Annotated in this window: 18 protein-coding genes and 1 tRNA gene; 10 read left to right on the forward strand and 9 right to left on the reverse strand. The window is 58.8% G+C overall.

Annotated elements, in window-relative coordinates:
• Window positions 1-7: 7 nt before the first annotated feature.
• The 5 genes from AC2FMY_RS11545 (at window position 8) to AC2FMY_RS11565 (ending at window position 4,395) form a co-directional block, all read left to right on the forward strand.
• Entirely contained in the window at window positions 8-787 is a 780-nt protein-coding gene (locus AC2FMY_RS11545) for a succinate dehydrogenase iron-sulfur subunit (protein ID WP_480748741.1), read from the forward strand.
• A gap of 19 nt (window positions 788-806) precedes the next feature.
• Window positions 807-1,520: a ZIP family metal transporter gene (locus AC2FMY_RS11550; RefSeq protein WP_496807410.1), complete on the forward strand. Its 714-nt coding sequence runs from the start codon at window positions 807-809 to the stop codon at window positions 1,518-1,520.
• 116 nt (window positions 1,521-1,636) lie between these two features.
• A complete protein-coding gene (locus tag AC2FMY_RS11555; RefSeq protein WP_480748743.1) occupies window positions 1,637-1,783 on the forward strand; it encodes a hypothetical protein in 147 nt (48 codons plus the stop codon).
• Between the two features lie 512 nt (window positions 1,784-2,295).
• Complete coding sequence (locus AC2FMY_RS11560) at window positions 2,296-3,465, forward strand: type III PLP-dependent enzyme (protein WP_496807411.1); 1,170 nt, start codon at window positions 2,296-2,298, stop codon at window positions 3,463-3,465.
• An 84-nt stretch (window positions 3,466-3,549) separates the two neighbouring features.
• Entirely contained in the window at window positions 3,550-4,395 is an 846-nt protein-coding gene (locus AC2FMY_RS11565; RefSeq protein ID WP_480748745.1) for an urea carboxylase-associated family protein, read from the forward strand.
• Between the two features lie 6 nt (window positions 4,396-4,401).
• Here the strand turns inward: AC2FMY_RS11565 and rnpA are convergent, their stop codons facing one another.
• Together rnpA and rpmH are read right to left on the reverse strand one after the other, a co-directional pair.
• Window positions 4,402-4,830: a ribonuclease P protein component gene (gene rnpA / locus AC2FMY_RS11570; RefSeq protein WP_480748746.1), complete on the reverse strand. Its 429-nt coding sequence runs from the start codon at window positions 4,828-4,830 to the stop codon at window positions 4,402-4,404.
• A 28-nt stretch (window positions 4,831-4,858) separates the two neighbouring features.
• Window positions 4,859-4,993 (reverse strand): 50S ribosomal protein L34, encoded by a 135-nt coding sequence (gene rpmH, locus AC2FMY_RS11575; protein WP_005980833.1) that lies wholly within the window; start codon window positions 4,991-4,993, stop codon window positions 4,859-4,861.
• A 293-nt stretch (window positions 4,994-5,286) separates the two neighbouring features.
• Between rpmH and AC2FMY_RS11580 the strand changes: the two genes are divergently transcribed.
• The 4 genes from AC2FMY_RS11580 to AC2FMY_RS11595 all read left to right on the forward strand — a co-directional run bounded on the left by AC2FMY_RS11580 (window position 5,287) and on the right by AC2FMY_RS11595 (window position 8,981).
• A complete protein-coding gene (locus AC2FMY_RS11580) occupies window positions 5,287-6,018 on the forward strand; it encodes a TVP38/TMEM64 family protein (RefSeq protein WP_480748747.1) in 732 nt (243 codons plus the stop codon).
• 3 nt (window positions 6,019-6,021) lie between these two features.
• Window positions 6,022-7,440: a dihydrolipoyl dehydrogenase family protein gene (locus tag AC2FMY_RS11585; protein ID WP_496807412.1), complete on the forward strand. Its 1,419-nt coding sequence runs from the start codon at window positions 6,022-6,024 to the stop codon at window positions 7,438-7,440.
• 15 nt (window positions 7,441-7,455) lie between these two features.
• Window positions 7,456-8,841, forward strand: a complete 1,386-nt coding sequence (locus AC2FMY_RS11590; RefSeq protein WP_480748749.1) for a sensor histidine kinase — start codon at window positions 7,456-7,458, stop codon at window positions 8,839-8,841.
• A 63-nt stretch (window positions 8,842-8,904) separates the two neighbouring features.
• Window positions 8,905-8,981: transfer RNA gene (locus tag AC2FMY_RS11595), tRNA-Arg, on the forward strand.
• 677 nt (window positions 8,982-9,658) lie between these two features.
• On the opposite strand, the gene AC2FMY_RS11600 is transcribed toward AC2FMY_RS11595, so the two are convergent.
• The 7 genes from AC2FMY_RS11600 to AC2FMY_RS11630 form a co-directional block, all read right to left on the reverse strand.
• Window positions 9,659-10,663: a DUF2652 domain-containing protein gene (locus AC2FMY_RS11600; protein ID WP_496807413.1), complete on the reverse strand. Its 1,005-nt coding sequence runs from the start codon at window positions 10,661-10,663 to the stop codon at window positions 9,659-9,661.
• 75 nt (window positions 10,664-10,738) lie between these two features.
• Window positions 10,739-11,152, reverse strand: coding sequence for an ester cyclase (locus AC2FMY_RS11605; protein WP_496807414.1), 414 nt, complete (start codon window positions 11,150-11,152; stop codon window positions 10,739-10,741).
• Between the two features lie 120 nt (window positions 11,153-11,272).
• Window positions 11,273-11,851, reverse strand: a complete 579-nt coding sequence (locus AC2FMY_RS11610; RefSeq protein WP_496807415.1) for a TetR/AcrR family transcriptional regulator — start codon at window positions 11,849-11,851, stop codon at window positions 11,273-11,275.
• Window positions 11,852-12,242: 391 nt separating this feature from the next.
• Complete coding sequence (locus AC2FMY_RS11615; RefSeq protein WP_496807416.1) at window positions 12,243-12,740, reverse strand: hypothetical protein; 498 nt, start codon at window positions 12,738-12,740, stop codon at window positions 12,243-12,245.
• An 82-nt stretch (window positions 12,741-12,822) separates the two neighbouring features.
• Window positions 12,823-14,616 carry a TniQ family protein gene (locus AC2FMY_RS11620; protein ID WP_496807417.1) on the reverse strand — a complete coding sequence of 598 codons (1,794 nt, stop codon included), beginning with the start codon at window positions 14,614-14,616 and terminating at the stop codon, window positions 12,823-12,825.
• Complete coding sequence (locus AC2FMY_RS11625) at window positions 14,613-15,566, reverse strand: TniB family NTP-binding protein (protein ID WP_496807418.1); 954 nt, start codon at window positions 15,564-15,566, stop codon at window positions 14,613-14,615. The genes AC2FMY_RS11620 and AC2FMY_RS11625 overlap by 4 nt, the downstream gene beginning before the upstream one ends.
• A complete protein-coding gene (locus tag AC2FMY_RS11630) occupies window positions 15,556-17,694 on the reverse strand; it encodes a TnsB C-terminal domain-containing protein (protein WP_496807419.1) in 2,139 nt (712 codons plus the stop codon). Before AC2FMY_RS11630 ends, AC2FMY_RS11625 begins: the two co-directional genes overlap by 11 nt.
• Before the next feature lie 77 nt (window positions 17,695-17,771).
• On the opposite strand from AC2FMY_RS11630, the gene AC2FMY_RS11635 reads away from it, so the two are divergent.
• A complete protein-coding gene (locus AC2FMY_RS11635; RefSeq protein ID WP_496807420.1) occupies window positions 17,772-17,969 on the forward strand; it encodes a hypothetical protein in 198 nt (65 codons plus the stop codon).
• Window positions 17,970-18,088: the final 119 nt, after the last annotated feature.

Here is an 18,088-nt window from a genome sequence, read left to right on the forward strand (position 1 = left end):
ACAGATCATGGTTCAATTCAGCCTCCCCAAGAACTCCAGGATCACCACGGGCAAGACGTGGCCCAAGCCTCAAGGCGCGACCAATGTGCGGAAATTCCAGATCTATCGCTGGAATCCGGATGACGGTCAAAACCCGCGCGTGGATACCTATTTCGTCGATATGGACGAATGCGGCCCGATGGTTCTGGACGCACTGATCAAGATCAAGAATGAGATCGATCCGACGCTGACTTTCCGCCGGTCATGCCGTGAAGGCATCTGCGGCTCGTGCGCGATGAATATCGACGGGATAAACACTCTGGCCTGCATCTATGGCATGGATGAGATCAAGGGCGATGTGAAGATCTATCCGCTGCCGCATATGCCGGTGGTCAAGGACCTGATCCCGGATCTGACGCATTTCTATGCCCAGCACGCTTCAATCATGCCGTGGCTGGAAACCAAGACCAACCGTCCGGCCAAGGAGTGGAAGCAGTCGATAGAGGACCGCAAGAAACTGGACGGGCTGTATGAATGCGTGATGTGCGCCAGCTGCTCGACCTCGTGCCCCAGCTATTGGTGGAACGGTGATCGTTATCTTGGCCCCGCCGCGCTTTTGCACGCCTATCGTTGGATCATCGACAGCCGGGATGAGGCAACGGGGGAGCGTCTGGATGAGTTGGAAGATCCATTCAAGCTTTACCGCTGCCATACGATCATGAACTGCGCAAAGACTTGTCCCAAGGGTCTGAACCCGGCCAAGGCGATTGCGGAGATCAAGAAAATGATGGTGGAACGCACCGTTTGAGATGCCTAGTGTCAGCGGTATGACGCCGCTGACATACGCATTGTTGCTTTCCCTTTTTGCTGGCCTCGCGATGCCTTTGGGCGGAGCTTTGGCGCGCTATGAACATATCAGCGATCTGCAGCTGAAAGACCGGGTTCTGCATGGCATCACGGCCTTTGGAGGTGGTGCTTTGCTATCGGCGGTTGCGCTTGTACTGGTGCCGAAAGGGTCGCAAGCTTTGCCCGTCTTTTTTGCCGTTCCGCTTCTGTTGGGCGGTGGGCTGACCTTCTATGCAGTCGACAAGCACCTTGAGCGGCAGGGGGGGACCGGTGCCTTGTTGCTGGCGATGCTGCTCGACTTCCTGCCCGAAGCGATGGCGCTGGGCGCTTTGCTGACCGTCGAGGCGGCAACGGCCAAGCTGCTGGCGGCGATGATCTTCCTTCAAAACCTGCCCGAGGGGTTTTCGGCATTTCGCGACATCTGGAAAAACAGTCATGTGTCGAGCGTGCAGATTATCGTTATTTTTCTGGGCCTTGCGGTATTGGGGCCGGTATGTGCGGCAGTTGGTTTCCACTTTCTGTCCAACGATCCGGAAACTCTGGGCGCGATCATGATCTTTGCCGCTGGCGGTATTCTGTACCTGCTGTTTCAGGACATCGCACCAGAGGCGAGAAGCAAGGGAAGCTGGTCGCCGGCCCTTGGTGGCGTGATGGGTTTCGCGCTGGGTCTTGCGGGCGATATGCTGATCCATTGAGGTCAGCCTTGCGGTCTGTGCATGTCCAGAATGCAAAGAGATGGGGTGATTTGCGCCGTTCGCGGGCCTAATGTCGAAGCGGGGAGGGATGGTTGACCTTGAGAAGGACGACACCCATGAAAGCCGTTGAAGAAAAAAGAAAATTCCCGGCAGACGAGGCCCTGAAACTGTTGGAGCAGGCATGGGCATATTACACTCCGGAAAAGGAAATCCCGCCCGTTTCGCGTGAGCCCGATCTGTTCGAATACGCAAACGCCGCGTAACCTAAGGCTTGCGTTCCGGCGAGGCCCCGGGCAGATGTCCGGGGTATGCCGGTTCTGCTATTGCTTCTTGCCCTTGGGGTATTTGCCTATTTCGTCTGGCGGGCGCGTACAACTTCGCTGACGCGTGATTGCCGATGGCGGCAGCACCGGGCCGAAGGGTGCTGGACCTGCGCGTTTTGCGGGGCGCGCGTGGCGGGTCAGGATGCGCCCAAGGCGTGTTTGCGGACGCGTGACTAGGCCTCGAACTGTCCGAATTGTACCGGTTTCAAAGGGGTCATGTTCCGTTTTGTACAAATGCGTTGCCGGGGCGACAAGGAATTTGCGGGCGCGGCAAAAAATTATTTTGGACCCGATCTTTTTTCTTGCAATGAGTTCGCAAGACTCCGATATGGCGATTAAAGACGCCAACGCACGCGCCTCTGTCGTAAGGGCTGCTCCCTATGGTTACGTAGCGACGGTAACGTCTCCACCTTAGCTTCGCGGTCACCGCGCCGCGCCTGTTGGAGATGACCATGAACGCTCTCGTAACCGGGCTTTTTGCCCGTGGCGATGCGACTCTGTCGCGCGCTGAATCCTTCATTCTGACCAACCGATTTGACCGTCCGACGCTGGTGATCGACACCGATGCGGTTGCCCGTCAGTTCGCGGCGCTGGCGCAGGGTTTGGGCAGGGCCTGGATCCACTATGCGGTCAAGGCCAATCCGCATCCAGCGATCCTGGAAACGCTTGCCCGCGCAGGAAGCAATTTTGACGCCGCTTCGCGTGCCGAGATCGAAATGTGCTTTGCTGCCGGTGCAGGGCCTGAGCGGATTTCGTTCGGCAACACCGTCAAGAAGCCGACCGACATCGCGTGGGCACATGACGCGGGTATCACCCTGTTTGCTGCCGACGCCGAAGACGAACTGGACAAGATCGCCGAGCATGCGCCCGGCGCGCGGGTCTATATCCGCATGATCGTCGAGGCGACGCAGGCCGATTGGCCGCTAAGCCGCAAGTTCGGCTGTGCACCCGACAAGGCGATTGCGGTGCTGGACCATGCGCGCGCGCTTGGTCTGGATGCGATTGGTCTGTCGTTCCATGTCGGGTCGCAAACCCGCCGGGCCGAAATGTGGGTGCCGGTTCTGGATCAGGTCGCCGCCGTCTGGCACGCCGCCCGCGCGGCGGGTCACGACCTGAGCCTGCTCAATATCGGCGGCGGCTTTCCGGCCTATTACGGCACCGAGGTGGATGCGCCCGAGCTGTACGCCGCCGAGGTCATCAAGCTGGTGACCGAGCGTTTTGGCGAGGTTCCGCATCTCATGGCGGAGCCGGGCCGGGGCATGGTGGCCGAGGCAGGTGCGATTGCCGCCGAGGTGCTGCTGGTTGCGCGCAAGTCGGACAACGATCTGCACCGATGGGTCTATCTGGATATCGGCAAGTTCTCGGGTCTGGCCGAGACCATGGACGAGGCGATCTGTTATCAGTTCCTGACCGAGCGGGATCACGAGCCCACCGGGCCTTGTGTTCTGGCCGGGCCGTCCTGCGACAGCGCCGACGTGATGTATGAAAAGAAACTGGTGCATCTGCCGCTGGGCCTGCGTGGCGGTGACCGGATCACGATCCGCAATTGCGGCGCCTATACCTCGACCTATGCGTCGGTCGGGTTCAACGGGTTTCCACCGCTGGATGTGATTGCGATCTGAATTTTCGGACCTGGAGCCGGGGGCCGTCTTGCCTCTGGGGTCTGACTGGGGCTTTATGTGCGGAAAACCCGTGACAGGTGCCCCATGACGAATGCCCCTTCTGATGCCGTTGCCCGCCGCGCCGTGGCGCCGGTGATCTGCTATCCGCCCGAAACATTGCCCGCGCCCGATCTGGATCTTTACCGGGCGGCGCGGGCGACGGCGACCAAGACGGCCGAGGTGGTGGTGCCGCCGCGCGATGCCGCCTGTTTCGAAGTGCCTGCCGGGCATTTCTTTCGCATCACCTCGATCGAGGGGCCGCAGGTGGGGGATTTCAACCTGTGGAATCTGCACGATCTGTCCGAGCGGTTTTTTTCGGGCAAGACCCGCGCGTTGCACGGCACCCATGTCACCACCGGAGAGCGGTTGTGGTCGAGCCTGCCCCATATGCGTCCGATGGCCACCATCATCGAGGACACGCTGGATTGGTACGGAATCGACGCATTCGGCGGTTCGGTGCATGACGTGATCGGCACGCGCTGCGATCCCTATACCGGCAATCTGCTGGCCGGGACGCAGTATCACCATTGCTGTCATTCCAACCTGACACGGGCGCTGGCCGATCATCTGGGCATACCGCTGGCCGAGGCCGAACTGCATGTTCACGACGTGCTGAACGTGTTCATGTGCACCGGGTTCACCCGCGATACCGGGCAGTATTTCATGAAGGCCTCGCCGGTGCGGCCCGGCGATTACCTGGAGTTTTTTGCCGAGATCGATGTGCTGGGCAATCTGAGCGCCTGTCCGGGTGGCGATTGTTCGTCAGAGCATTCCTCGGACACTGCCGCCTGCTATCCGATGCTGGTCGAGGTATTCGCGCCTGCAGATGGCGCGCTGGCGGGATGGCAGAGCCCCGGCCTGAACGGGTATGACCGCAGCCACGGCAGATAGGCGGGATTATCTGGGCGGGCTGTGCAGTTTACGCAGCGCGCGCCGGAGATCGCCGAGGAGTGTTTCGAAGGGCTGGGTGCCGGTCTCGTTGGCGCGGCCGATGAGGACGTAGTCCCAGCCCGGACGCCCGGTTTCGGGCAGCACCGCGCGCGCCGCTTCGCGCAGGCGTCGCTTGGCGCGGTTGCGGGCCACGGCGTTGCCCACCTTCTTGGAGCAGGTGAAGCCCACGCGAATGCCCTCGCCGCCTTCGTCGGGGCTGCGTTTGCGGGCCTGCACCATCATGGTCGAGGTGCCCTGCCTGCGGGCGCCGGCTGCTTTGAGGAAATCGGATCTGTTGCGCAGCACGGTCAGGGTGACGGGCGCGCAAACGGACGCCGCCGGGGGCGTTTCCCCGGGGTGGTCGATGCCATCCTCAGGGGCCTCCGGCGGCGTCATGTGCGTCAGAACGTCGGTCGTTGAGGGCTTATGCGCTCAGCGACTTGCGGCCACGCGCGCGGCGTGCGTTCAGAATCTTGCGGCCTGCCTTGGTGGCCATGCGTGCGCGGAAACCGTGGCGGCGTTTGCGAACCAGGTTCGAAGGCTGATAGGTGCGTTTCATCGCTCCGTCTCCAATCTTTGGCGGTCGGGGTGCGGCGCGGATTCGCCTGCCCGGGTGTTCGAAGCCTGTCCTCTACTGGCAAGTCGGGGGCAAGTCAAACCCCTTGGGCGGTGTTTTCGACCTCTTTTGCAACAAAATCAGCGGCGACCGGTGCGGGAGGTTTCAAAAACAGCGAACAAGGCCCGAAACACTCACATTTGCCGCCATAAAGTTCAAGGCGGCGTGAGGCCCCTGTTGCTTTTCACTTTCGCAGCGCATGTTGGGGGCGAATGAAAAAAGGCAAAAACAATCAGATGAGTGATGCAACCCAGATGCCCCGGCGCGGGCTGGTGCGGCATGTGCCGCTATTGGTGATTCTCGCCGTGGCCGTCATCGGCTTTTTCGCGCTGGGCGATTTCCTGACCTTCGAGACGTTGCGCGACAACCGCGAGGCGCTGCTGGCGTGGCGCGATGCGAATTACTGGGCCTTGGTGGCGTCGTTCATGGCGGCCTATGTCCTGATCGTGGCATTTTCGCTGCCGGGGGCGGCGGTGGCGTCGATGACCGGCGGGTTCCTGTTCGGGCTGTTTGCCGGGACGGTTTACAATGTCGTTGCGGCGACGATTGGCGCCTCGGCCATCTTTCTGGCGGCCCGGTGGGGGCTGGGGCAGGCGCTGACCGCGCGGCTGGAGGCATCCGAAGGCACCGTCAGAAAGCTCAAGGACGGGTTGCGGGAAAACGAGATCCCGGTGCTGTTCCTGTTGCGGCTGGTTCCGGTGGTGCCGTTTTTCGTGGCCAACCTGGTGCCGGCGCTGGTGGGCGTGAAGTTCCGCAATTTCCTGTTGACCACGGCGCTGGGCATCATCCCCGGCGGGATCGTCTATACTTGGATCGGCGTCGGGCTGGGGGGTGTCTTTGACCGGGGCGGCACGCCGGATATCTCGCTGTTGTGGGAGCCGTTCGTGATCGGGCCGATTCTGGGACTGTGCGCGCTGGCGGCGCTGCCCATCGTGTTCAGGGCCGTCCGTGGCCGCAAAGAGGTCTGAGGCATGAACAGGATCAAGACCGACTTGCTGGTCATTGGCGCAGGGTCGGGCGGGTTGTCGGTGGCGGCAGGCGCGGCGCAGATGGGGGCCGATGTGGTGCTGCTGGAAGGGCACCGGATGGGCGGCGATTGCCTGAATTTCGGCTGCGTGCCCTCGAAGGCGCTGATTGCCAGCGGCAAGGCCGCCCATGCGCAGTCGCATGCCTTGACCTTTGGGGTCGCGGATGTGGCGCCACAGGTGGACTATGCCGCAGCCAAGGATCACGTCCGCGACGTCATTGCGCAAATCGAACCGATGGACAGCCAGGAGCGGTTCGAGGGATTCGGTGTTCGGGTGATCCGGGAATACGGGAAGTTCATCTCTCGGACCGAGGTGCAGGCGGGCAGCCATGTGATCGCGGCCCGGCGGGTGGTGATCGCGACGGGGTCGTCGCCGCTGGTGCCGCCGATACCGGGACTGGACGCTGTTCCTTACGATACCAACGAGACCATATTCGAGTTGCGCGAGAAACCCGACCATCTGTTGATCATCGGCGGCGGTCCCATCGGCATGGAAATGGCGCAGGCGCATGTCCGGCTGGGTTGCAAGGTGACGGTGATCGAGGGGCTGCGGGCGCTGGGCAAGGATGATCCCGAGGCCGCCGCCGTGGTGCTGGAGGCGCTGCGGGGCGAGGGGGTCGAAATTGTCGAACAGGCCATCGTCGCACAGGTCCGGGGCGCGGCGGGCGCGGTCGAGGTCGTCACGCAGGAGGGGGACATCCATCGCGGCACCCACCTGTTGCTGGCGGTGGGGCGCAAGGCGAATATCGCGCAGCTGAATCTGGAGGCCGCCGGGATCGAAACAGAGGGGGCGGGGATCAAAGTGGACGCCGGGTTGCGCACGACGAACCGCCGGGTCTATGCCATTGGCGATGTGGCGGGCGGGCTGCAATTCACCCATGTGGCCGGTTATCATGCGGGGGTGATCATCCGCTCGGCCCTGTTCGGCCTGCCGTCCAAGGCGAAGACGGCCCATATTCCCTGGGTGACGTATACTGAGCCGGAATTGGCGCAGATCGGGCCGACAGAGACGCAAGGCAAGGATATTCATGGCGAAAAGCTTGAGGTTGTCCGCTTTGATTATCGCCACAATGACCGGGCGGTGGCGGAGCGAAAAACGACGGGTTTCATCAAGGTGATGGTTGTCGGCGGTCGTCCTGTAGGGGCTACAATCGTCGGACACCAGGCCGGTGAATTGATTAACTTGTGGTCACTGGCGCTGGCTAATAACCTGAAAATGAGCCAGGTTGCCGCGATGGTTTCGCCCTATCCGACAATCGGAGAGCTTAACAAACGGGTGGCGGGGGCTTATTTCTCGCCAAGGCTGTTTGAGAATCAAACGGTTAAACGGTTGGTCGGGCTGGTCCAGCGCTGGGTGCCCTGACCGGAAAAGGAGCGTATGCTGAACTCGCTGTCCGGCCGGTTTCTGATCCTGACCACGGTCTTCGTCATGTTGGCCGAAGTTCTGATCTTTGTCCCGTCGATTGCGCGCTTCCGCGAGGATTTCCTGCTCACCCGGCTGGAGCGCGCGCAAATCGCCTCGCTGGCGCTGCTGGCCGATGACATGCTGGCCGAAGAGCTTGAGGCGGAACTGCTGGTCAATGCCGGCGTTTTCAACGTGGTTCTTCGGCGCGACGAGGTGCGGCAACTGATGCTGTCATCGCCGATCCCGAGTGAGGTCACGGATACCTATGATTTGCGGGCGGCTTCGGCCTGGGTTTTGATCCGCGACGCCATGGCCCGCCTGATCCAGCCGGAAAACGAGATCATCCGTGTCATCGGCGAACCAGTGCGCGGCGCGGGATTGCTGATCGAAGTCACCATGGAGACCAAGCCGCTGCGCATGGCGATGATCGATTACGGCGTGCGCATTTTCTGGTTGTCACTGGTCATTTCGATCATCACCGCGTTTTTCCTGTTCCTGGCTGTGCGCGCCTTTATCGTGCGCCCGATCAAGGGGGTTGTCGGATACATGCAGCGCTATGCCCGCGCGCCAGAGGACGTGCGTGGCATCATCCAGCCCCACGCGGGCGTGACCGAACTGCGCGAAGCCGAAGAAGCGCTGCAGATGCTGCAGACCCAGATCACGCAGGCCCTGAAGCAGCGTGAGCGGCTGGCGCAGTTGGGCGGGGCTGTCGCCAAGGTCAGTCATGACCTGCGCAATATCCTGACCTCGGCGCAGTTGTTCACCGACCGGATCGAGGCCAGCGAAGACCCGTTGGTGCGGCGCATGGCACCCAAGCTGGTGAACTCGATCACCCGGGCAGTGTCCCTGTGCGAGGGCACGCTGGCCTTTGGCCGGGCGGAAGAACCGGCGCCCGCCCTGACCATGGTGCGCATTCACGACGTGGCCGAGGATGTCACCGCCAGCGAGCGGCTGGCGGTCGAGGAGGGCTGTATCGAGATCGTCAACGAGATGCCCGCCGATCTGGTGATCCGCGCCGATCCCGAGCAGATGTTCCGCGTGATCATGAACCTTGTGCGCAACGCGCGTCAGGCACTGGAGGCGGCGAAAAAACCGGGCATCATCACCATCGCCGCCTGCGAGCATGAAACGGACTGGTGCATCGAGGTGCGCGACACCGGCCCCGGTCTGCCGCCCAAGGCGCGGGAAAATCTGTTCACGCCGTTTCAGGGCGGCGTGCGCAAGGGCGGCACCGGGCTGGGCCTTGCGATTTCTTCCGAAATCGTGCGGGGCCATGGCGGCGAGCTGGTGCTGAAAGAGACCGGAACGGAGGGAACGACCTTTGAAATAAGGCTTCCCAGAGGCGATCGGGTTTTTTGAAAGTTTTTTGCAGAATCGGCTTGCGCCCCCCCGATGCTGCGTCTAAACAGCCCCTCACCAAGTGGACCGATAGCTCAGCTGGATAGAGTACTTGACTACGAATCAAGGGGTCGGGGGTTCGAATCCTCCTCGGTCCGCCACTTGCACATTGTTGGACGTCACACGAACCTGACCCAACCGTCATGGTTGGACCAGAAACGGGGTGAACGTTCGACTTTGAAAGCCTCCCCGATGTTGGACATCAGTTGATTTTGACCTTTGCGTCATAAACTAACACGCCGACCCCATTTCATACTCCCGCACCGAGTTTCGTTTGATCTGGCTTTCCTTTTGGAAAATCAGGGCTGATTTGTAGATCAGACAGCGAAGCTGGCTGTTCCTGCCGATCTTCCATGTGGCGAACGCGGGAGGGGGCGAGGCAATGCAATTCGACAGGGGTGGTGCGGCCCGCAGGCTCAGCCGAGGACACGGCCCTGACTAATAGGTCTGCCCAAGGGGGAGAGCGGCGCCCTCGCCCAGACGGCCAGGGGCGTTTGGCTTGTTCAAATCCCGCTGGTCCACGAAAGGAAAGCGGCGGAGAGGATGACCCTCCACCATTGGCGGTTGTTACATTCTGTCATACCGCAAAAGGGACAGTCGGCCCATACCGGTCAGTCGACCATGGGCCAGATTGCTGCAGCCGCTGCTCGCGTTGTGGTCAATCGTTTCGTGAGCAACAAAGAGAGCGGCTACACTCACCAATCTTGGGGTAAAGCTGAAATTGATATGAAAGATCTTCAGGGTTCGGACATGTTTTCAAGTTCTGAGCTGCGCCTTGCTATCTGGAACGGCCTAGTTGCTCTTTCATGTCTGCAAATGACACCGCCCAAAAATCGGCAAGAAACGCGGAACATTCCTGTTCGGAGACCTCCGAACGGGTGCCATCCGCATCCGTGGCCTTGCCCATCGTGTATCTTAGTTCCGTGCCCGTGTCCGTTTCGGTCAGATGATATGTCTCCGGAAAGCTCACTTTCGGACGCGCAGGATCCAGAATGCGAGTTGAGAAATAATCAAACGGTTCCCAATCCGTGACGCGATAGAAGAACTGAGCCATTTCGTGCGCACAGTGATAGCCGGAGCCGGGGCCGAGCCGGCCGAGCGGGTTCTCCATCCGGATTTCTCCGACCCGGTTCATCCACTTCAGTTTGTGTTCAGGACTGACCAGTGCTTCCCACACCAAGCCTATGGGTGCGTCGAAATGGTACCGCATGGTCCACACGCCATCCGCTTCTTCGAGAAAGTCGCGCTGTCGGTTGGCGCGCATATTTTCCCAGGACCTGGCCAGATCGAAGACTCTCAAGCGGACGTGACCAAAATGATCAATCTCCTGCGAATAAGGTTCCAGTATGTCACTGATGTCCATGGCCTTTGCAGCCGCTTCAGTGAAAAGGGCGTAGCTGCGAATGCCGGTATGTTCGGCTACTTCCGTTTTGGTCAATCTGTGGACAAGAATGACATCCGACCCGGAGATGTCCCGGGTGGGGCCCAGTTGCATCTCGTCGAACCGGCCATGGTGGGCAATGATCTTGAGATCGAGATCCTCAACATTGGCGCAGGCGCGGCATGGGCATGTTGTGTTGGCGATAATGTTTTGCCGCCTGAGCGTGAATGCGTTGTAGAGATTTTCGCAGATGGTGAGAAACGTCTCTCCTGAAGGAAAATCCTGACGCGTCGAATACGCCAAAACAGCATCACCTTCTGTTTTCCAGAAGTGTAGCGGATCGCCAATCTGCTCAAACAGCACCCCCAAAAGAGACTGCAGGATCGGATTGGCATGATCCATTTCAGATGACGTCAGAAACCGGGTGTAGCCGGTTATATCCGCGATCAGCAGATAACCTGTGTGGTGTGCTGTCATCTACCCCCACCCAAGCTGCTTCATTGAGTGAGCATCATTCCAGATCTTGGTCATTCGGGCAATCTTGTCGCCTTCGAACTCCATGACATACGCATACTCCGCAGCAACTGTGTTACCTGTCGGCGGCACTGGCCCACCTTCGCCGGTCTGGGTCCCTTTGAAAACCGATGTGGCGACCACGATATTTCGTTCGTGGTCGGTCGAGAACGACTTGAGAACGTAGTGACCGTCTGGAACCGGCGTCAACAGTCCGGCGGTCCATGCAGTGTAACCTTCTATCGTCGAGATATCGACCAACGCGTCCGCCTGGCAGGAAAAGGGTGCGTTGGCGTGGCAATACTCTTTGCACACCTGCCAGCCCTTGCCGGTTTCACAAGCATCAAAGAACGCCATTGCGGATTCGGAAATTGTCATTGTTCTCTCCCATGTCTGTCGCGCCGAAAACGGCTTGTCACGCTCGCCGGGGAGGCGCATGGGTTTTTATTAAATCATTTATTTTAAAAAAGACACTTTAAAATTATCAGCCCCACACCCCTATGTCTTCAGCGCTGCCATGATCATGCTGTAAAAATTTGAAATATCACGCTTTTTATTGTCATGCCGTCCATAGAGAACAGCGCCGTGGACGCAGAACACAATGAAACTCGCAAGCTGCTTGGGGTCTTTGTCAGGCCCGATTTGTCCGTCGGTCTGAGCGTTTTTCAAGGCGGTTTCAATCAATGATTCGATCTCTGCACAGAACGCGCCAACCTGTTCGGCGGCATCAGGGCTCATCGCATGTTTTTGCGCCAGATGGTTCATCATCAGGCAGCCCTTGTATTCCGTTTTGGCAGCACCCAGCATGACGTTTTTCAGGAACGTCTCTACGCCGACCATGTTGGGATTGTCGCGCAGGATTTGGTATCGTGGTCCAATCACATGGCCACGATAGTGGCTCAAAGTTTCAAGGAACAGCCCGTCCTTGTCTTTGAACTCCTTGTACATGCTGGCAGTATTCAGTCCGGTTTCATGCACTATGTCGCTGATCGACGTCGCCACGTATCCTTTCTGCCAAAACACGCCCATGGCCTTTTCGACCACGTCGTTGCGAGAGTATGACTTCGGTCTTCCCATCGCGGCATATTAAAATGATCGCTTGACAATCACAAGGCACGTTGACGTGCGCTCCCTAGTGCTCGAATTCAACTCTCAGATGCGAGGTTTTGGAGAACTCGCAGTCTGGGCATCAGTTGACAATGACTATTCGTCTACTCTGCAGCTTCATCTTGTGTCACACCTGTGTGTCACACCGCTCTAGTGTTTGCCTATCATGATGAACTGCTAGTGGGAACTGTCACGAAGCTCTGCCTCTGGTGATCTAAATTTCCCTGTGAATTCAGCACCTCAAAGTCTCCATGCCGAACCTGATCTGCCTTTTTTGTCAGATAGTCTTGCCTCTCACGAGAAATGAAAAAGCCGGCGCGTACGCCGGCATCAATTTTTCGATTGAAGGATTCTTCTGCTTCTAGAGGATGATGGCGGGAAGGGGGGCGGCTGCTGACAGAAAGCCAAGCCCCAAGACTATCCGGGTGCCGCGATCACTAATGCATTGTTCGAGAGTTTCAAGAAGCGACATTACCACAATCGAAACGATCAAGACGCCGACGGATATGACTAGAATCCAAAAAAGTGAAGTTTCCCATGTTCCGAGAACTAATGCGAAGATTAGTGCGTAGAAAACTAGATATCCATCGCGACCAAAGCTGCAAATCCAGCGCGCGACGTTGAAGGCGCTTGGCGATGACCGTGTGAGAAATTTTAGGCCAACGCCGAAGAAGAATGAAAATGCGAGCGGCAAGAAGGTTTTGGGGTCACCGAATGATACTACCTTCTTTAAGCCTTCCAGCTGCCCCCCTTGTGCTGCCCCAATGGTGGTGAAGACAACGACAAGGATGAGAAACCATAGAAGGGAAGTTGTGAAGGTTTTGCTAGCCGCGAAAAATTTCGACCTGAAGTGTTCCATTGTTGATCAGCCGTAATTGTTGAATTTATTCATGCAGATAGCAGTGTTCTTTTCTGTTCTCAATGAGGTGTTGCTGCGACGTTTAGACAACGTCGCTTCGCCTGAAAATCATGTTGGCGCGTGGGTCCAACGGTAGCGGCTTCGCCCCGCGATCAAGCTGGATCACAGCCTCGACGCCTGGCAGCCGCCGGTTCTTCGCTGCCAGGTCAACCACCGAGATATGGCTCTTGGAAAACCGCTCCATTGACTTGGCGCAGACGTACCTCCTTATGCGCCCGCTTTTCAGCTCCTCAACCTCGCGGGACTTCAGAACGCCTGTGTCCATAAGGCTCCGTATCGTTCGAATGTTGATGCCGAGGATCTTGGCCGCACGGGTCGGGCGAACGGTCCCCTCGTGATCCGTGGCGATGACCTCACGCAGCATGTCGAGCGAAACACGGAAATCTGGGAAACGTGCTGTGGCATGGTTGGCAACGCCCAGCGGAATCTGGTTTCTCAGGATGATTTCGATCACCCGTTCGGTCGGTATCCGAACCCGGTGAGAAGCCGTCGCGATGTCGAGCAGATCGTCCGTCCATGAAAGATCGGCACGCGTCCTCAACTTGCCGAGAAAGCCATCAAGATCGCGGGGGTGGTACATCGGCGAGGCATTCTTCTCGTCGAAGTACTTCTCGACCAGCCCTGGCTTCGTCAGTTTGGCCATCATGAAGCGCTCGACGCCGAGATATTTGCCTGCGTCAGTCGCGTTCATAAGGGTGTCGAAGTCTGTCGCGATGTCATTGATGATTGCCGTAGGCACATAGGCGTTCAGCACAAAACCCTGGCCGGAAGCATTCCGTTCCGCCAGACCCATCGATGCCAATCGCCGGGCAAGCTTCCAGCCAGACAGGCCGTACCTTGATCGTGCAGTTGATAGCGAGTGAACGTACTGCTCCGGGCATGGATGGCCCAGGACGATCGAACCTTCCGATATCGGGAAGTTGCGGAAGATGAACTCCCGGACCAGGTCGCGGATCTCATCGAACTGAGGGTCGTCGTCACGATGGCGCAGCCATTCGAAGAAGACGCGGTAGCGGGTCCGGTAGAGCGTGTTGTCGATTGGATGGGCGCGCTGGATGTCCTTTAGTTTCTGCCTGAAAGCATCGGGCCCGTGACGCAGCACTTCAAACCCCGCTGTGCCAGCAGTAGTCCATTGGGCGGCGGTTGTTGTTTCCCGCCGTGCCTTGGCGCCTCTTGTCAGCAGCAGCCCGAACCCTTCACAGGTTTGTGCCGCGACATGAAAAGGCAGACGGTCTAGCCACGAGTTTCCTGGACCTTCCTCAATCCTGTTCCTCAGATAGCGTTCGAAGACCAGGTCGCGTTCGTTTGCACCCTGCGGTTCGGGCGGGGAAAAGCCGGAAATCAGATGGATGAAATCGAACCTGTCCCTTGTTCCAGGCGCCTTGGGCAACGAAACAAGGTGGCAGTTGTGCGTGGCGCAGGTCCGGATCGAAGTCAGCTGCCATAACCCGAAGTGCGCAGCATCAGTATCGTGCATAGTGTCATGCAGGCATTGTGGACAGCCCATGAGAGCTGTCCGGCTGAAGGCCGTGAACTTGATTTCCTCCTGCCCTAGCCGGAACCAGCCGGGAGAGACAAGCTCTGGCGTGCTCCGTTGGAGCGCAGCAGGCTCGATACCAGCTAGTGCGGCCAGTCGCGCACAGTCTTCTTGGCACCCATTGGTCAGGCCGAGATAGTCGATCCCGAAATCGGAGACGAACAGGGCCATGCTTGGCACGCCATTCCGGCGTGCGAGGCGGGACGCAAGTGATGTTGCGGTTTCCCCCTGATGGAATTTCACATTCAGCGGTAGCGGCTTGATTGTTGAGAACATCATGTTCGGTTCTCCCGTGTGAACACCTGTCGTGCGTCAATTCGAAGGAAATCCGGCACGACGAATGGGTTGAATTCCGGATCGCAGGACGTGCGCAGATGGTATGCCCTTACGAAGTTGTTTCGGTTCAGTGTTTTCTGTTCTTGAAGCAAGGCGTCTTCGATGGCGGCCAGAATGAGCTCGATGACGAGGCCAAACTGGTTGGCGGCGGCATGCACGAGACGCTCTCCCTGCGTCAGCTCAAGAACATCTTCCTCAGGACCAAGCTGAGCCCGTTCGCAGAAACTCTCCAGAAGATCGACGACGTCTTCGCCATGGGCGGCCGGAGAAAGACTCTCGAAGCGTGTCGTTTTCATCCGCCTTGCCAACTGGGGATCGTGATTCAGGATATCCTCCAATTCGTTGGTGCCTGAAAGGATGATCCCGACAGGCCAGTCCTTGTCCGTCATCAACGTCTTGAGCATTGATGCGACTGCATTGAGTTCATGTTTGGTTCCTCGCGATGCGAGGTCCTGGGCCTCGTCGAGATGGACGAAAAGAACGCGCCGCTCCTTCAGGTGGTGGCGCACCAAATCCCAGATGTACCAAGCCTGCCGCTCAGTGCTGATCTGGTATCCGAGTGCACGCAGCAGGGTCTGCCCCAAGAATTTCAGTGTTGCGGGTGAGGGCACCCGCAAGCTGATGATCGTAGTCTTCCCACAGCCTTCGTCGGCTAACCTTCGGATTTGACCGTCTAGCAGAAATTCGATGGCGGCACTTTTCCCTGCGCCCGATGGCCCCGCGAGAGCGAGCCCGTGGGCTTCATTGACCATGCCAGCCGATAAGTCGGCGAGCCGCTTTTCGACCAGCATTTCGAAGCTAGCGGCGAGCGGGGTGTAGCGTTCGTGGTGAATGAAGCGGCCTCTTAGCACTGCAATGCGCTGAGCAGCTTGGGTGATGCGATTACTCCTCATCATCGAACCTCCAACGCTTACGACGCTCGCGCTGTTCTGGCGGATCGGATGGTTTGCTGGCCGGCGCTTCCGCTTCGTCCTGGCCGTTGCGCGGGGTAATGGAAATCGCATCATCGAGCAGATCTGTGCTAGGCGTAATCTGCCCCAATCGCATTTCGTCGGAAAGGATTGGGTAGTGAAGTGCAGCTTGAGACCGCTCTACCTCTTCATCAGTCACATGGAACGGCGTCAGTTCGCGAAGCGCGAAGGCCCGTCGGTTGGCCTCGGAAATTCTCTTGATGGCGCGCTGAACCTTGGGGGCATCCAATTCGACGCCACGCTTATGCTTGTGGCGCACGGACCGTATGCCTTCGCGGAGCTGTTCAAAGGAGATCCCGTCAAAGCCCGGTTGGTTGGCCATGGCGGGATACCAGGTCGCGCCTACACGGACGGCAATCCACCCAATGTCATGTAAGTCCGCCCTGATCTCGACCTCTCGTGTTGGTGAGTGAAGAAAGGCTTCTCGTAGTGCTTCGCAACTATAGGTCAGGCCTGCGAACATGACCCCATCACCACGTAATTTGCGGATCAATGGGCGCCCGAATGCTTTGCGTAAGGTAAGTCCGTCAGGAACCGGCGGTGTACCATGTTCCGAAACAAGCCGTGCCCAGGCTGCATTCGGCGTTTCCCCTTTGAGCGACCCATGCGGTTGATTGTGATAGATATCAACGATGTAGGTCAGCAGAATCTTGATTAGATCGTCATCGCAAAGACAGGCCAGCGTTTCTGAGGGATAGTCACCGCGCTCAACGGTATCGAAAAACGTGCGCCCTGCCAGCAATGGCATGAGCTGATGGCCCAGCGTGCGAAAGAATGACTCGATGAACCCTCTGAGCCAGGGGCGCCCTGCAGGAGGGAGATGGGCGGTGATCGCGAGTGAGCTCACTGTTCCCTGAAAATCATCGGAAACGAAGGCCGGCCCCATATCCGAGACAAGTGTTCCTATCCCACCGTGATGGTGCCAAGTGCTTTCGCATGCCGCTGCTTGAGCAAGGTGCGACTTGTCCTCGAAGATGTCGCGCAGCGCCCGGATCGCGTCGTCGGAGTTGGGGGTCTCAGCCAACCGCATAGAGACGACGCATTTCGTGGCACAATCGATTGCGATGTAAAGCCAGCGGCGTCCGGTCTCGAAGCGCTCTTGACGTTCGCGGGGGAGGTGGCTCCAAATCCCGGTCAGGGTCAGAAGAGAGATGACGTCGAGCCGGTTCTCGTCCATCTCGACGCGCTCCATCGGGCGGACAACGTCTGGCCCGTTACTGAACAGCGTGAAATGAGCCGCTGCAGCGGCTGCGCCGTGCCGCTTGGCATAGAGGTAGAATGGGTCTGCCATATCCAGGCGGCGCTGGATGCTCGAAGCAGACGGAATTGCCAAAGGAGCGGCGCCCGCATCTGCGCGTCGTCGATTTTCCTCATTGAAGAGGGCCTGGGTTTTCTTGATCGCTTGCACCCGCGTTGGGCGCTGCGTGTCAGCATAGATTTCCACGACCTGGTTCATCAGGGCTTCGGCGTGCGGACACCAGCGCCGGTCTCGGTTTCCAGAGCGGTAGGTGTCAGGGATGAGCGCGAGGGGCGAATAGCTCGACGCCTGATAGGCGCGTACCCACTGAAACGCGGTTCGGCTGCCGGGAATGCCTCGTATCGTGATGTCCTCGCCCGGCCGTGCTTTCTTGGGAGCAGCGGCACCTTCGCCGACAAGCCTCTGTGTTTCCGCTCCGAGCCGTGCTCGGGCTTGGTCATAAGCTTCTTGCGTGCGTTTGATGTCGCCCGCGGCTTCGAGAGCGAGGAAAGCGTCACAGAACGCCTTTCGCCAGATCACCAGCCGACTGACTTTTTCCGGCAGTTCGCTGATGACTTCTACCGGCTTGCTCCGGCGTATTTGCTGCGCCGCCCGGTCAAAATACCCCGCGAAATAGGTCGTGTCGGGCCGGCGCATCATCTCGGCAAGCTCCTGGTGGGAGAAAGCCTCAGTGATCCCCGGCTGCCCAACGCGCTCGAAGGTGCCGCCTGCATCGTTGATCTCCAGGGGGCGCATGGCGACGCCCGCCGTGGTGATCATGTCAGTTTTTGAGAAACGGAAACGAAGGGTCATGCGGCCACCTCCGTCAGAGAGGGGCGTGCCCAAGCGAGTGTTCGGGCTGCTTCTGCAGCCGCGCTCTTGTCGATGTGGTGATCGGTTACAAGCGAGATGCGGTCCGCAAAGGTTTTGGGGACCGCGGCCGCAACTGCCTCGAGCTCCGACGCAAAATTCAGCTTCAGGGCACGTTGCATGGGTTTGATCGCCACCGCGACACGCTCACCATCCTTCTTTGTGACGAGGAAGTCGAAGACATGCTGCGCCGACCGGCCATCGGCACCTACGTATGAGTGTCCGTCGTCAGAGGTTTTGGGCCAGTTGGCGGCGTGATCTAAGAGAGGGTCTGGCGCATCTGGTTGGTCAGATTAAGCGGCGGATTTGCGGTGAAGCAAGCGCCGGGTTTCGATGG

This window comes from Ruegeria sp. YKSE079 (genome assembly GCF_059612845.1).

Bases quoted from the DNA above. Each gene is read 5' to 3' on its own strand.
- AC2FMY_RS11545 (WP_480748741.1), top strand. From the start codon at position 8: ATGGTTCAATTCAGCCTCCCCAAGAACTCCAGGATCACCACGGGCAAG.
- AC2FMY_RS11550 (WP_496807410.1), top strand. From the start codon at position 807: ATGACGCCGCTGACATACGCATTGTTGCTTTCCCTTTTTGCTGGCCTC.
- AC2FMY_RS11555 (WP_480748743.1), top strand. From the start codon at position 1,637: ATGAAAGCCGTTGAAGAAAAAAGAAAATTCCCGGCAGACGAGGCCCTG.
- AC2FMY_RS11560 (WP_496807411.1), top strand. From the start codon at position 2,296: ATGAACGCTCTCGTAACCGGGCTTTTTGCCCGTGGCGATGCGACTCTG.
- AC2FMY_RS11565 (WP_480748745.1), top strand. From the start codon at position 3,550: ATGACGAATGCCCCTTCTGATGCCGTTGCCCGCCGCGCCGTGGCGCCG.
- rnpA (WP_480748746.1), bottom strand. From the start codon at position 4,830: ATGACGCCGCCGGAGGCCCCTGAGGATGGCATCGACCACCCCGGGGAA.
- rpmH (WP_005980833.1), bottom strand. From the start codon at position 4,993: ATGAAACGCACCTATCAGCCTTCGAACCTGGTTCGCAAACGCCGCCAC.
- AC2FMY_RS11580 (WP_480748747.1), top strand. From the start codon at position 5,287: ATGAGTGATGCAACCCAGATGCCCCGGCGCGGGCTGGTGCGGCATGTG.
- AC2FMY_RS11585 (WP_496807412.1), top strand. From the start codon at position 6,022: ATGAACAGGATCAAGACCGACTTGCTGGTCATTGGCGCAGGGTCGGGC.
- AC2FMY_RS11590 (WP_480748749.1), top strand. From the start codon at position 7,456: ATGCTGAACTCGCTGTCCGGCCGGTTTCTGATCCTGACCACGGTCTTC.
- AC2FMY_RS11600 (WP_496807413.1), bottom strand. From the start codon at position 10,663: ATGGATCATGCCAATCCGATCCTGCAGTCTCTTTTGGGGGTGCTGTTT.
- AC2FMY_RS11605 (WP_496807414.1), bottom strand. From the start codon at position 11,152: ATGACAATTTCCGAATCCGCAATGGCGTTCTTTGATGCTTGTGAAACC.
- AC2FMY_RS11610 (WP_496807415.1), bottom strand. From the start codon at position 11,851: ATGGGAAGACCGAAGTCATACTCTCGCAACGACGTGGTCGAAAAGGCC.
- AC2FMY_RS11615 (WP_496807416.1), bottom strand. From the start codon at position 12,740: ATGGAACACTTCAGGTCGAAATTTTTCGCGGCTAGCAAAACCTTCACA.
- AC2FMY_RS11620 (WP_496807417.1), bottom strand. From the start codon at position 14,616: ATGATGTTCTCAACAATCAAGCCGCTACCGCTGAATGTGAAATTCCAT.
- AC2FMY_RS11625 (WP_496807418.1), bottom strand. From the start codon at position 15,566: ATGAGGAGTAATCGCATCACCCAAGCTGCTCAGCGCATTGCAGTGCTA.
- AC2FMY_RS11630 (WP_496807419.1), bottom strand. From the start codon at position 17,694: ATGACCCTTCGTTTCCGTTTCTCAAAAACTGACATGATCACCACGGCG.